At 45.8% G+C, this 13,373-nt stretch carries 12 protein-coding genes and 1 pseudogene; 5 read left to right on the top strand and 8 right to left on the bottom strand.

Annotated elements, in window-relative coordinates:
* Window positions 1-446 precede the first annotated feature (446 nt).
* The 3 genes from B853_RS09190 (at window position 447) to B853_RS09180 (ending at window position 1,914) form a co-directional block, all read left to right on the top strand.
* The gene (locus tag B853_RS09190; RefSeq protein WP_038885060.1) at window positions 447-800 is read left to right on the top strand and encodes a hypothetical protein; all 354 of its coding nucleotides are present in this window, start codon (window positions 447-449) and stop codon (window positions 798-800) included.
* A 296-nt stretch (window positions 801-1,096) separates the two neighbouring features.
* On the top strand, window positions 1,097-1,513 hold the full coding sequence (locus B853_RS09185; protein WP_038885059.1) for a GNAT family N-acetyltransferase: 417 nt from the start codon (window positions 1,097-1,099) through the stop codon (window positions 1,511-1,513).
* 53 nt (window positions 1,514-1,566) lie between these two features.
* A complete protein-coding gene (locus B853_RS09180; RefSeq protein WP_038885058.1) occupies window positions 1,567-1,914 on the top strand; it encodes an SH3 domain-containing protein in 348 nt (115 codons plus the stop codon).
* A gap of 77 nt (window positions 1,915-1,991) precedes the next feature.
* Here B853_RS09180 and B853_RS09175 read toward each other — a convergent pair whose 3' ends face one another.
* The 7 genes and pseudogenes from B853_RS09175 to B853_RS09145 all read right to left on the bottom strand — a co-directional run bounded on the left by B853_RS09175 (window position 1,992) and on the right by B853_RS09145 (window position 10,738).
* Entirely contained in the window at window positions 1,992-3,626 is a 1,635-nt protein-coding gene (locus tag B853_RS09175; protein WP_010447431.1) for an FGGY-family carbohydrate kinase, read from the bottom strand.
* Between the two features lie 11 nt (window positions 3,627-3,637).
* Window positions 3,638-4,598 (bottom strand): annotated as a pseudogene (locus tag B853_RS09170) (ABC transporter permease).
* A gap of 3 nt (window positions 4,599-4,601) precedes the next feature.
* Complete coding sequence (locus B853_RS09165) at window positions 4,602-5,600, bottom strand: ABC transporter permease (RefSeq protein ID WP_038885056.1); 999 nt, start codon at window positions 5,598-5,600, stop codon at window positions 4,602-4,604.
* Window positions 5,593-7,086 (bottom strand): sugar ABC transporter ATP-binding protein, encoded by a 1,494-nt coding sequence (locus B853_RS09160; protein ID WP_038885055.1) that lies wholly within the window; start codon window positions 7,084-7,086, stop codon window positions 5,593-5,595. Before B853_RS09160 ends, B853_RS09165 begins: the two co-directional genes overlap by 8 nt.
* A 62-nt stretch (window positions 7,087-7,148) precedes the next feature.
* The gene (locus B853_RS09155; RefSeq protein ID WP_038885054.1) at window positions 7,149-8,123 is read right to left on the bottom strand and encodes an autoinducer 2 ABC transporter substrate-binding protein; all 975 of its coding nucleotides are present in this window, start codon (window positions 8,121-8,123) and stop codon (window positions 7,149-7,151) included.
* Window positions 8,124-8,647: 524 nt separating this feature from the next.
* On the bottom strand, window positions 8,648-9,664 hold the full coding sequence (locus B853_RS09150; protein ID WP_038885053.1) for a DUF2955 domain-containing protein: 1,017 nt from the start codon (window positions 9,662-9,664) through the stop codon (window positions 8,648-8,650).
* A gap of 9 nt (window positions 9,665-9,673) precedes the next feature.
* Entirely contained in the window at window positions 9,674-10,738 is a 1,065-nt protein-coding gene (locus tag B853_RS09145; protein ID WP_038885051.1) for an HlyD family secretion protein, read from the bottom strand.
* A gap of 114 nt (window positions 10,739-10,852) precedes the next feature.
* On the opposite strand from B853_RS09145, the gene B853_RS09140 reads away from it, so the two are divergent.
* Complete coding sequence (locus B853_RS09140; protein ID WP_038885050.1) at window positions 10,853-11,713, top strand: LysR family transcriptional regulator; 861 nt, start codon at window positions 10,853-10,855, stop codon at window positions 11,711-11,713.
* Window positions 11,714-11,836: 123 nt separating this feature from the next.
* Window positions 11,837-12,379, top strand: a complete 543-nt coding sequence (locus B853_RS09135) for a hydrolase (protein WP_038885049.1) — start codon at window positions 11,837-11,839, stop codon at window positions 12,377-12,379.
* Between the two features lie 19 nt (window positions 12,380-12,398).
* Here B853_RS09135 and B853_RS09130 read toward each other — a convergent pair whose 3' ends face one another.
* Window positions 12,399-13,295, bottom strand: a complete 897-nt coding sequence (locus B853_RS09130) for a 1-aminocyclopropane-1-carboxylate deaminase/D-cysteine desulfhydrase (protein ID WP_038885048.1) — start codon at window positions 13,293-13,295, stop codon at window positions 12,399-12,401.
* Window positions 13,296-13,373 lie beyond the last annotated feature (78 nt).

Raw genomic sequence — 13,373 nt, 5'->3', positions numbered from 1 at the left:
GAACTTCACAGCACTTGGTGGGTAGATCCTGAATCACGCTCGTCCCTCGCTGTTCAGGATGACGTAAGTTGGGAGATACGTTGCTCACCTACTCAACTATTCGCTTTGTACCCAAGGTCGGGTCATTCCAGCGAGTCTAAACGAGACTAGGAATCTGCTAACCACTCGCTTGGAAATGGCGATAACCCTTGAACTTCACAGCACTTGGTTTTTTTGTTTATTAAATCAACAGTATAGATTGGTTGTATTTTATGAAAGTTAGTATTAGATAAGGCATCTAATAAAATTTGGTCCCTTTGTGATTTTAATTCGGAAACAAAAAATGCCTATTTAATCAACTAGAGCTGAATATATAAAATCAGTATATTAATCACGATTCATATGTAGTGGCTAAATTATTTGTGATGAAGCCACTTGGATAGATAAGTGATTATATAGAGGAAACAATGAAAAAATTATCACTGTTGTTATCGCTTTGTTCGCTAGGTTTGGTTGCTAATGGCTGTTTTGCTGCTGAATGGTTGGAAGGGGTTTATGTTAACCAAGATGAGTCATCTTTGATGGATGAAGCTATCTTCTGTGATAGCGGTAAAGCATACGCTGGCATGGCTCCAAGATTGTACCAAATTGAGGAGAAAGACGACGGTAACTACGTCGTGTTGAACTCGAACGGCAAGTTCACTTTTAAGATCTCAGACGACAGAACAGAGTTATTTCCTGCTGATGGATTTACCTCACAGTGGTTCACTGAAACCAGCCTAAAGCTAGATCCAAAACGAAACGATACTTGTAACTGGTAATCGCGTTAACAGGTAAGTGCATCACGCTATGTTCTTACTTGCACTTGAGCCTATTGCGCTTGCAAAAAGACTTTCTGATTGCGCAAAAACAATAGCTTAATAGGCTCAAATATCTCATCTTTTATTCGACCGAATTCAAGCACCCTCAAGTTAAACCTGCATTTTCGACTCCTTCGTATTGATGCGTGACTATTGGCATTTTATACAAAACTGGCTGGTAAGCCGCTTGATGTGTCTATAGAGTAAAGAGCAATTGCATCATTTTGTTTTTAGGGAAGTTTACTGTGATAAGAGAAATGGAAATCTCAGACTATGATCAGGTTATTGCGTTGTGGTCTGAAACAGAAGCCATGCTGCTAAGGGATGCCGATTCCAAAGAAAATATCGCCAAATATCTAGAACGCAATCCTGGTTTGAGTTTTGTCGCGTTGGATGATGATGTGGTTGTCGGCGCCATTTTAGTCGGGACAGATGGGCGTAGAGGTTATGTTCAACATTTAGCGGTTAAGCCTGAGTACCGAGGCTTGGGTACTGGTGCTCGACTTATCTCAAGTGCAGTGGATGCGTTGTCACAAGTAGGGATTGCGAAAACTCACCTTTTTGTTGCTAATGAAAACCTTAATGCGCAAGCATTTTATGAGAAGTTGGGTTGGTTCCCACGTGATGAAGTCCGTATGTTTTCCTTCAATTCCTCTGAGCTAAGCAACGTTTAGGTTGCATTGCTAACCCAATCAACAGACGTTAAGAACCGATCAGGAATAAAACCATGAAATATAAGGTAATCAAAGAGTACACAGATGCACCAAAGGATCCGATACAGGTGTCTGAAGGTGAACAATTACAATTTATTGAAGAGTCCGACCCAAATGGGGATTGGGCCAATTGGGTATTCTGTAAAGGCGTCGGGAAAGAAGGCTGGGTGCCAAAGCAAATACTTACAATTGAAGGCCGCGATGTTCTGGTGCGCAAAGATTACTTTGCAAAAGAACACACGCTGTCAGTGGGCGATGAACTTGTCGAAGAATATGAGCTAAATGGCTGGATATGGTGCGAGAAGGTTGGGGCGTTAGGTGAATGGGGATGGGCTCCTTTAAATCATTTATCTAAGGGATGAGTGAGCCAATGTGATGGTATGGCTTATCTGTACCCAGAATTAGAAAACCCAAGGTGATGAGCCTTGGGTTTGGTGTTTTAAAACGCTTCCATTAGACGTTTGTATTGAGCATCGTCCTCATACATTTTGTGGAAAATTTTGTACTTCGCATCATAGAAGTGTTTTATTTTCTCTGTCTGAGGCATCACGCTTTTGCTTATCCGACTCATCGCATTCATCGCATCTGGAATATCACTGTAGAACCCTGCAGCCACGGAGCCTAACATTGCAGAGCCAAGAAGTACGGCTTCACTCTCTTCTGGCAGTAGGATCATACAGCCAGTCGCGTTGGCATGCTCTTGTAGAAAGACACTGTTTTTCGTACCACCGCCACAGGCCATAATGGTATCGATGTCATAGCCTGAGTCATTCATCACTTCGATAATATGGCGTGTGCCGAGTGCGATGCCTTGAATGGTTGCAAGGTACTGCAATGCCATATCATCCAACGTTTTTGACATTTTTAGTCCGGTGATTGTGCCAGTCAAATGAGCATTCGCTCTCGGTGAGCGGTTGCCATGGAAGTAAGGCAGAACATGGATGTCTTTTGTCAAAAATGCGATGTCTTCTTTATTGCCAGCAAGTTCCAACAAACGATCGTTTAATAGTTGATAAACGGTTTTGCCTTGTTTATCGGCTAGCTCCTTCGCGTTTTCATACAGTGGGTGAGAGGTGATGATGTGGTCGATCAAAGCACCGGTAGCTGATTGTCCACCTTCGTTGAGCCAGTAACCTGGGATCATTGCACTGTAGTACGCTCCCCAAACACCATCAATGAATCGAGCAGTCTTTGATGCTGCCATATGACAAGACGAGGTACCGCCGATCAAAGCGAGGCGTTTGTTAAAGTCGGCTTTCTCACCCGTCATCCCTGAGGCACCAAGAACACCAATACCACCGGCATGGGCGTCGATGATGGATGTGCCCACGGCTGTTCCTGGGGTTAAGCCTAAGTCATCGGCAGCGTGCACGGTTAGACCGTCACCGACAGGCTGACCCATAGGTAGAATTCTGTCACCAATGGTTTTTGCATTATCTTCCAATAGGTCTTCCAAACCAATCAGTTCGAAAAAGCCTCGATCCCATTTGTTTTCATGGCCAAGGTATGTCCATTTACATACGGTTGAGCAAAGGGAGCGACTGGCATCGAATGTTGCTTTCCAAGTTAAAAAGTCGGGCAGGTCGAAGAAGTAACCTGCTTTTGCCCATGTATTTGGCATGTTTTGCTTGAGCCAAAGCAGCTTAGGTGTTTGCATCTCTGGTGAGATACGGTTGCCCACATAAGCCAATACAGGATGCTGAGTTTTGTTGATCCGATCGGCTTGCGCAATAGCGCGATGGTCCATCCACATTACGACGTTTTGTTCGCTGCGCCCAGTAGGGCTCACCGTTAGCGGCTGGCCGCTTTTATCCAACACGACTAATGAACAAGTTGCATCGAAACCGATGCCTTTGACTTGGATAGGGTCGATGTTGGCTTGAGAAACCGCATCTTTAACCGCAAGACATACACATTGCCAGATGTCATCGGAAGATTGCTCAACGAAGTTAGCTTGAGGTTTGAACATCATGGTGTCGCGTTTGGCTTCGCCCACTTTACGACCTTCTGCGTTAAAGACACCCGCACGCGCGCTGCCACTGCCTACATCAACGCCGATAAAATAAATACTCATATACTGCTCCGTTAAGCCTTATTTTTTTGTAAGAAGATAAATAAGATCAAGATGCCGCCCCATAGCGCCATAGTGAGATAGCTGCTCACTCCCAGCAAATTAAAGCCACTTTCTAATGTTTGTAATACGATAAGCGCAAGACCAATTCCGATAATGCGTCCAAAACCACCGTCTGGGTTAATTCCCCCCCAGTACTGAAGCGAGAATGGCCGTCAAAAGATAGGATTCTCCGTAGCCAGCCTTCGCAGAGTTGAATTTTGCCATCATCACAATGGCTGCGACCCAGCAAAGCACAGAAGAGGTGACATAAACGTACAAGGTCGCTTTTTGTGTGTTGATACCAGAGAAACGAGTGGCTTTTTCATTGGACCCCATCAGGTAGATGGTTCGACCTAAACTGGTGTGTTCCAATAGTGCCCATAAGCCGATTGCAAAGCCAACGAACAAGATCAGCGGCATAGGTACACCAAAGATAGAGCCGTTGCCGAGTACCAAAAGGGCTTCTGGGAAACCAGAGATAACACTACCGCCAGAGATCAACACGTTCAGACCGTTAATCAGGGTCATTGTCCCTAAGGTCGCGAGTATTGGTGAAACGCCAACGTACGCGATCAATGCACCGTTGAGCAAACCGATAACCGTAGCGGTAATGAGGCCTCCGAAGAGCGCCAAGACAAGCATTGTTGAGCTATCAGGAGCTTGAGTAATGATGCTCGCCATTACCAAACCACACGCGTTGGTTGTTGCAATGATCGATAGGTTGATACCACCAGTCAGCATGCACACGGCCATTGCCAGTGCCAGTAGACCGAGCAGTGGCATTTGCGATGACATCGATTGTAAGTTATCAATGGAGAAGAATGCTTGCCCACTTGAGAACGCCATAACGGTGAGAATGCCAACTAAAATCACCAGTAAGTAACGAATGTTCTTGTCTGTCGGTAGCTTTAAACTATTTAGCACTTGTTCCATGGTTTATGCCTCTTGTAGCGCTTGTTTTTTCTCATTGATTGCCGTCATGCTGATGCTGCAAACAATGATTAAGCCAGTTACCACCGTGTGCCAATATGAAGGTACACCGAGCAACGTCAGGCCGTTCTTAGCAACGGCGAGCAAGATAACCCCAAGGACCACGCCAAGCAGCGTACCTTTGCCTCCTGTCATACTCGTGCCACCAAGTACAACTGCAGCCAGTACCGTAAGCTCAAACCCCATAAGAGAGTTAGGAGCGACTGATTGGGTAATTTGGGTTTGAACCACTGAAGCAATGCCTGCTAGTGCTCCCATGTAGCCATAAACGAACAGATTAATACCAAAGAGGTTAATACCAATACGACTCGCCGCGTCTGCATTGCCGCCTACCGCGTAAATCTGACGACCTAAGCGGGTTTTAGACATCAGGAATGAGGTGAGGGCAATCATTGCCACTAAGGTTAAGATTGGCAGTGATAAACCATAGTCATAGCCGTCACTACCGGTAAACGTGAACAGCTCAATACCATCCATAAACCAGTCAGGAAAACCGTACAACCATTCACCGTTACTAAAGTAAATCAGTAAGCCAAAGAACACGTTCAATGTTGAAATGGTAATGATGATCGCTGGCACCTTGAGTTTGTATACCAGTGTGGCGTTGATCATGCCAAGTAACACACCCACAACCGTTGCAATAGCAAACGCAATCATGAAGTTACCACCAATCGTCAAAATATACGTCGCGGTGATGTACTGCGCAATCGCAGCGGTTGCTGGGAATGAGATGTCGATGCCGCCAGCGATAAGCACGACAAACAAACCACAAGCCATGATGCCTAGCAATGCAGAGCTGACTGACATATCAAAGATGTTGCCAAGAGTGAGGAAATCTTCAGAGGTAAAAGTCAGCACTGCGACAATCAACACAATCATCAATGAGAGGTAGAACTCATGACGCTTGGTGAATGAAGATAAGGAACAACGAAACTGGTTAAGCATTGACTGCCTCCATGATTTGTTGCTCGGTAGAGTGAGCGGGTTGGAAGTCATGAGTAAAACGTCCTTCTTTCATCACAATCACGCGGTGACTGTTGTAGAACACTTCTGGGATTTCATCGCTGACCATGATGATTGCCATTCCTTTTGCGGCAAGGTCTTTTGCGATGGTGTAGATTGCTTCTTTGTTGGCAACGTCGACACCCACGGTCGGAGAGTCAAGGATGAGCACTTCTGGTTCTGCGGCAATCCATTTTGCGATAGAGATACGCTGCGCATTACCACCGGATAAACTGGTTACCGGGAGTTTTGGATCCGCGACTTTGATGGACAATGAATAAATCAATCTATCGACGAGCTTGTTTGCCTTTAGATGGTCAAGAAAACCTGAGGGCTTCTTCAGTCTGTGCATGACTGAGGCGGTAATGTTGTCTTGAATCGCTTGTTCCATCACCAACCCAGTCGACATGCGGTCTTCAGAGACATAACCGATGCCTTGAGAAATCGCGTCACGGTTAGATTTGAATGTAGTTGGTTGGCCGTTTATGCGGATAACGCCGCTGTCTGGTTGAGTCATGCCGAACAGTGCCATGCACAATTCGGTTCGGCCTGCGCCAAGTAAGCCGGTGATGGAGACGATCTCTCCCGCACGAACTTGAAATGAAATATCGTCAAACTGGCCACGTTTTGACAGCTTTTCGACTTCAAGTTTGACGGCACCTTGCTGGTGGTAATCGGCAAGAGGAGTGAATTCGAATCGTTGTCCGGTCATTAGAAAAGCCAATTCGTCACTGTCGACTTCATCAGCTTGATAGGTCCCGATGGTGCGGCCATCACGAATGACAGTGATTCGGTCGGAGATCTCCATTACTTCATCAAGCTTGTGGCTCACAAATACCACAGTGACGCCTTTGGATTTAAGGTCTGCGACCACTTCGATGAGGTGATTCACTTCGGTGCGAGTGAGTGAGGCGGTTGGCTCATCCATGATCATTAATTTGGCATCAGATGCCATGGCTCGGCAAATGGCGACGAGCTGACATTCGGCAATTGAAAGCTGCTCAACGCGTTTATCCAGTGGTAATTTGACACCGACTTTTGCCATTGCTTGAGTTGCAATGCTTTGGATACGCTTTTGTTGCACCAGCCCTTTTGTCCATTCAACATGATCCTGAATGGCAATATTCTCAGCGACAGTCAAGTTTGGGAATAGGGATAAGTCTTGATAGATAACTTGAATGCCGTGTTCTATTGATTGCTGTGGAGTGAGTCGAGAGTAGCGTTTGCCCGCTAATGTGATTTCAGCGCCTTTCTCTGGTGCGTGAACGCCAGATATCACTTTAAATAGTGTGCTTTTCCCACAGCCATTTTTGCCGGCTAAGCAGTGCACCTCACCCTGATTGAATGTTAGGTTTATCCCATCCAATGCCTTCACGGAACCAAAGTGCTTGGATACTTGCTTGAGGGTAATAAAAGGAGTTCCAGACATGATCATTTCCAATATGGTAGGGCGGCGTTGCACCGCCCAATTTAGAACAGAGTTTGTTTAGCTTAGAAACCAAGCTGACGTGCGTTGGTTTTATCCACTTCTAGAATCTTGTTAAACTTGATCACGCGGTTTTGCGTATCGATTTCTGCATCGCCCAGCCCTTGGACAGTGACCCCTTGAGATACGTCTTTGCCTTCGAGCATTTGCTTAGCAACGGCAACCATGGCGTAGCCTGCATCTGCTGGGTTCCACAAGAAGCCTTTATCAATCTCGCCACGAGCTAAGTACGGAGCAGCTTGGCTTGGCATCATAATACCCACGACGCTGATTTTGTCTTTTGCGCGTTTTTTCTTAATGGCTTCACCTGCGCCGATGCCACCTAATGAACCGTAAGAAACGATGCCTGCCATATCTGGGTGTGCTTTCATCAGGTCATTCGTTGCGGCATAAGATTGATCGATGCTTTCAGCAACTGGCATACGGCTAGTGACTTCATACATGTCTGGGTAGGTTTTCTTTTGGTAATCGATGGCTAGATTTGCCCAGTTGTTATGCAGTGGCACCGTTAATGAGCCAACATAAACCGCGTAACCACCTTGCTTGTCCATATTTTTTGCAAGCTCATCCATGGTTGCTTTCGCGTAGGCTTGGTTATCAATCGTTTCGATATCCCAATCCGCGCCATGTCCATCTGGTGACTCATGGGTTAATACGATAATCCCTTTCTCACGAGCTTTTTTAAATACTGGCTCCAATACAGTTACATCATTCGGTACCACAGTAATTGCATCAACGCCTTTGGCAATTAAGTCTTCAATAATTTTAACTTGTTGCGCTGGATCTGGAGTGGAAGGACCAAGCTGGCGAGCTGTCACGCCGAAATCCGTAGCTGCTTGCTCGATCCCTTTATTCATTTGGTTAAACCAAGGAATGCCAGACACTTTAACTACGTTTACGATTTCATAATCTTTAGCTTGAACGCCTGCAGCAGCAAGGGCTAGCGTTAAAGCTGCCGCTTTTAGTAAGACCTTTTTCATCTTCATCAATCCTTTATTCGTTATGTGTAGGGTAAGTTGAATCGATGAGGTGATCTTAAGGTGTATTTCAATAGAAGATTGAGCACCAGAGATTGAAGTGTGATTTACACACGTTAATGAAAAATTCTCTAGCGTTTTGTGTTAATAAATTGTGATCATGAAAGTATGACGTAATTTAAGGATCAGTTGTTGCCATCGTAGTTATCAAAAATATAACAACTAGATCACGTTGTTTACATATTTGTTGAGTTTTGAAAATGCAGGCAGATGGTGACGAGCAGAACTGGCTCTTAATGAGAGATTAATTGATAAATAGTGACGTTCAATCACAATAAATAGCAATCAAACAGTTTGTTACATGGCTTGCAGGTGATGGTCATCACCTGCGTTCATGATAAGAAAAAGAGAGAACGCAGGCAGTTTGTAATTATATAACGAATAATAGTGCGCAGTTTTCACAAGCGGCTACTGACGTAAACCGTCCAGAACCAGAACCAGAACCAGGTTCGGTTCACCATGCACAACTACATTTCCACATGTTGAATCTCTGGGTGCTTCAATAACATCACTCGAATCCAGTGGTGTACGACCCACATCACCATGGCAGTGAGCAACACCGCAATGAAGATAGAGCTAAAGCGGTACAAGATGGAAAAGAACGCGTCTTTTTGCTCGGGTACTAACGATGTTGTTAGTGGCACGGATAGAGCAGACATGGCCGAGAATGCAATGGCGGCTTTGGCTTGCCCCTTGGTGAGCCACAGACAAAATGGTCCCATCGCGATGGTAAATGCTAGCCAGAACAACAACCCGTGCCCAAACCAACTGCCCAAAATTAACTGTACTGTCATACCCGCAATACAGCCTAGTGCGGTGCCGATGATGCGTATCTTTGCCATTGCCAGTGAGCCAGCCAGTGTCATTGGCGTTAGGATAATGAGTATCGAAGCTTGTGCAGAGAGTGAGTCGTACAAATCACCCACTTGGAACACCACAAACGCTGCCATAGCGACGACCCAACCCATTGCAACTTGGCTAATGTAGTCGATATCGCTTTTCACTGGCGTGGTCATTTCTGTTTGCAGGATCTTTGATTCAGGCTCTGGGAACAGCCAGTAGGCAAGGGCGCAAACAAAGATATTGCTGAATGAGATCACCCAAAGGTTGACGTTGAACTCTTCAATATCCATGAAATCGTAGCTTGCAAAGTTAAGTACGATAGAGCCGACCAGCAATCCCATATAACCAAACAAGTAGGTTTTCTGGTTCATCATTGCAATGCATTTGAACATCATCATGATGCCAACAGCAGCAAACATCAGGGTGGGATGAAATTGCAGGTATTCAAGAATAAAGGTGGCTTGAACCGTGGTCCAAACCGCAGAGAACAGCACCATCAATACTAAGGGCAGACTGAAGTGATCCATGCGGCCGAGCACGAACAGTGGCAGCATGACGGCAAAGAAACCGTATGACCAACCAAAGATCATGCTCAATGCCAACCCCATTGAGCAGCCGAACCAAATACGTAAGGTTTTCATCGTAGCCGCCTAGTAGATAAAGTGGAACCAGCTAGCAAGATAGATTTGTACTTGTGCCATCAGCGCCCAGAACGGGCTGTTGTCTGGATAAAGCACGATGGTTGCTCGCGAGCCGACAAATAGCGATGAAGGCAGTGCTTCTTCACTGGTTAGATTCACGCGAGTGCGCTGTGCATCTCGTACCCAACGGTTGTTTACTTCGACTTTGGTTAGCGCGCCATTGGGTGTTTGTTGTGCTGCAGCGACACCGTAATCTCGGCTGGACAGATCGAAGTCGTAGACTGAGCCTGGATTAGCATCAAACGCGACCATTGCGTGATAGCTGTTATTGACGTTGGCAACCGATTTCTCGCGGAAATCAGCCACCACCCACATTGAACCTGTTGGAACGAATGTCAGTAGTGGCATGTTAGTGTTTGCCATGGTTCCCACTTCCAACTGCAGGTTAGTCACAACACCGTCACTTGGTGCAAGTACTGAGGTATTTGCAAGATCGAGCTGTGCTTTCTCGATACCATTTTTAGCAATGCGCACAGCGGTGCTTTGGCCTTTTTTATCGCCAAGTTGAGCTTCAATCACTTTCAGGTTTTGCTGCTCTGCCTTTAGGGCGGCACGCGATACTTGGTTTTGTGCGTAGGCGTTGTCTAAGTTCGATTGTGAAATGACTTTCTGTTGAGACAGCTTCTGCAGACGGGAGTATTCATTGTGCGCGTTGTTGTAAGTTGCTTGAGCGCGCGCAATGTTTGCCAGTGCAGCTTCACGTTGTGAGTAAAGGGTGGCTTCTTTCTCATAGGCCGATTGCAGTGACAACTCGGCTTGCTCTAGCGCTATTTTGTATTTTCGATCGTCAATCTTGAACAGTACATCGCCTTTGTGTACGGCTTGGTTGTTGTCGATCATAACATTGGTAACTTTCCCCGATACTTCCGGAGCAACCTGTACTACGTAGCCTTGAACTCGCCCTTCGGTGGTGATTGGCGCGTGTCGGTCAGCAATGATGATGTAGAAAAATAGTACAATGAACAGGACAATAAGTGTTCGCATCCAGTGTTTGAATTTATGATCCGCTGTCATAAGGAAATCCTGAATTTATGGGGCTATAAAGCAAATAAGATAACGAATTATAGAGAAGTTGATCACAATTCAGTAGAATGACAATAAGCGCACAAATGACCTAAAAGTAGGACAATGAACGTAAGTTTTGATGATCTTCATCTGTTTAGCCAAACTGTCGTGCACGGCGGCATCAGTGCTGCGGCAGAAGCTAACCAGCTGCAACGCTCTAAAGTGAGCCGTCGATTGCAAGAATTAGAGAAAGCCATGGGTTGCCAACTGCTGATTCGAACCACGCGAACTATTGAGCTTACCGAGCACGGCAAGCGTCTGTTTGAGCTGGTGGGGCAGCCAATTGAACATATTCAACAAGGGTTGAAGGTGATGCACGAGTATCAGCAAGAGCTGACGGGTAAAGTACGGGTTGCTATTCCTTCTGCGTTGATGAGCTCAGCGGCGTTCAATTGGATCATCAACGAATACACCACGCGCTACCCGGAGATGTCGGTGGAGATTGAAAACCATCAAGAGAGTGTCGATCTCAAACGCCAAGCATTCGACCTTCAGCTTCTTCCGAGCGTTGCGAAAGTCTCGGATGACAGTTATGTTCAGTTCAGTTTATTGCCGTATCGTAGTCATTTCGTGGCATCCCAAGCCTATCTTGATGCACATCCACCGCTGAAAAACATGGATGACTTAAAACATCATCGGTTGTTGACCAATAGATACAATGCAGATTTATTGGACCCAGAATTACACGTGGCGGTTAGGTCAGATGATTTGAACTTGCTGCGTCTAATGGCGATTGCAGGAAACGGCATCGCATTCATACCTCAAGTGCATTCAAAGCCTGCCTTGGAGGACGGGCAGTTGGTCGAAGTGTTGCCAGAGTTTACTCATCCTAAACAGCATCTGACTCTGATTTATCCATCCAACCTGTTTTTACCAAACAAGGTTAAAGCCCTGATTGAGCTGTTTAGAGAAAAATTTCAATAGCAATAGCGTGAGCGGGCAATAACTTTGCGAATTTGCTCATCTGATTATCTGGTAGATCTGGTAGATTTATCTTAATCAAACGCTTGAATATGTCGATTCTCAAGCGACTCATAGGAGATGAGAATGTTATCGAAAAATGCCACGGGTCTGATTGTTGTCGATGTACAAGGTAAATTGGCAACGCTCATGCATGAAAGCGAAGCGCTGATTGAAAGCACCACCAAACTAGTCAAAGGAGCGAAAGCACTCAACTTACCTATTATTTGGCTAGAGCAAAACCCAGAGCGCTTGGGGCCAACGGTAGAGCCTATTCGTGAAGTGTTAGCGAAAGATCATCTGCCGATCGCCAAGTACACGTTTGATGGTTGCAAAGAGCCGACATTCAAACTCGCTGTAGAAAATGCCAAAGTCGATACGTGGTTGGTTTGTGGCATCGAGGCACATATTTGCGTGTATCAAACAGCGGTCTCGCTGCGGCAGATGGGTTACCGAGTGGAACTTGTGACTGATTGTGTTTCTTCCCGAACACCAGCTAACAAAGCGCTGGCGCTAGCCAAACTGACCGCCAATGGTGTTGGTTTAACTGGTGTGGAGATGTGCTTGTATGAAATGGTTGAAGATTGCCGCGCGCCAGAATTTAAATCAATCCTAGCACTCATTAAGTAACCAGATTGCGCTACTAAGTTTATTCGAATTCTCGTTGATATCTTGGCAACATGGACTCGTTGCCAAGTAATCCACCTTGATGGATATAGATGAGAGTCTTGTCTTTATTTTCTGCCAACCACGGCTGTAAACACTGCCACATGTAAGGGTCATAAAGCAGGTCAAACTCAAGGTTAGTTTGGTCGTGCAACGCGTTCCATGTTTCGTAATCGCTTTGGTATAAACGGCCGAAGTGGTGCTTATCGCGCACGGATAAAATGGTCGGATGGTTATCCGTTTCTAGAGTATTGAATTGTTCAGTCAGGTATTGTGCGTCACCTACGCAAGCACAGGTTACTACGTCAATTCCGTGTGGTTTTAAATGCTTACTCAAATAGAGTGCGGTTGTGCCCGTTCCGGATGGTAAGGCGATGACAAACTGTCTACTGCCTTCAAAACGCGTCCACTCAAGGATTTCCATTGCTAGCTGTTTCACACCCGATTCGGCAATGGAAGCTCGTCCGCCTTCAGGCACCACAAGGGTGGTTTCGTCCATGCCACGCACTTGTTCAATATACTCCAGAGGGTGAAGAACAGAGCCAATGTTTTGCATTGCGGTGATGGTCATTCCCAGATCAAGTGCGCCACGATAGTTACCAATCGGCGCGTCTTGGAGCCAAGAAGGAATGTGGTGAACGTAGAACTCGAAGTTCCAGCCTTTGATTTGTGCCAGTGCAGCAAGGGAATACATCGCATTGGATTGGGCTGAACCATAACTGATAAGCGTTTTGATATCGCTATTCTGCGTTTCCATCAACGCCATAAACTTACGTGCTTTATTCCCAGAAAAGTGAGAGTGCAGCATGTCATCACGCTTTAGGAAAAAGGTATGACCGTTAAAGTTGTGTTGAGTTATCGGGCTTTCAGAGAGTTTCATGCTGCTGCTGACGTGTCCAACCACGTGACCTTGCCGTAAAAAAGGGCGCGTAGTGTAACGCTATTAAACTCAGATAAA

The sequence above is a fragment of the Vibrio rotiferianus CAIM 577 = LMG 21460 genome, from assembly GCF_002741985.1.
Classification (GTDB): Bacteria; Pseudomonadota; Gammaproteobacteria; order Enterobacterales; family Vibrionaceae; genus Vibrio; species Vibrio rotiferianus.
The sequence above is the reverse complement of the archived record's forward strand: the minus strand, read 5'-3'. Positions and strand labels throughout refer to the sequence as shown.

Bases quoted from the DNA above. Each gene is read 5' to 3' on its own strand.
- B853_RS09155 (WP_038885054.1), bottom strand. From the start codon at position 8,123: ATGAAAAAGGTCTTACTAAAAGCGGCAGCTTTAACGCTAGCCCTTGCT.
- B853_RS09190 (WP_038885060.1), top strand. From the start codon at position 447: ATGAAAAAATTATCACTGTTGTTATCGCTTTGTTCGCTAGGTTTGGTT.
- B853_RS09165 (WP_038885056.1), bottom strand. From the start codon at position 5,600: ATGCTTAACCAGTTTCGTTGTTCCTTATCTTCATTCACCAAGCGTCAT.
- B853_RS09180 (WP_038885058.1), top strand. From the start codon at position 1,567: ATGAAATATAAGGTAATCAAAGAGTACACAGATGCACCAAAGGATCCG.
- B853_RS09175 (WP_010447431.1), bottom strand. From the start codon at position 3,626: ATGAGTATTTATTTTATCGGCGTTGATGTAGGCAGTGGCAGCGCGCGT.
- B853_RS09130 (WP_038885048.1), bottom strand. From the start codon at position 13,295: ATGAAACTCTCTGAAAGCCCGATAACTCAACACAACTTTAACGGTCAT.
- B853_RS09185 (WP_038885059.1), top strand. From the start codon at position 1,097: ATGGAAATCTCAGACTATGATCAGGTTATTGCGTTGTGGTCTGAAACA.
- B853_RS09145 (WP_038885051.1), bottom strand. From the start codon at position 10,738: ATGACAGCGGATCATAAATTCAAACACTGGATGCGAACACTTATTGTC.
- B853_RS09150 (WP_038885053.1), bottom strand. From the start codon at position 9,664: ATGAAAACCTTACGTATTTGGTTCGGCTGCTCAATGGGGTTGGCATTG.
- B853_RS09140 (WP_038885050.1), top strand. From the start codon at position 10,853: ATGAACGTAAGTTTTGATGATCTTCATCTGTTTAGCCAAACTGTCGTG.
- B853_RS09135 (WP_038885049.1), top strand. From the start codon at position 11,837: ATGTTATCGAAAAATGCCACGGGTCTGATTGTTGTCGATGTACAAGGT.
- B853_RS09160 (WP_038885055.1), bottom strand. From the start codon at position 7,086: ATGTCTGGAACTCCTTTTATTACCCTCAAGCAAGTATCCAAGCACTTT.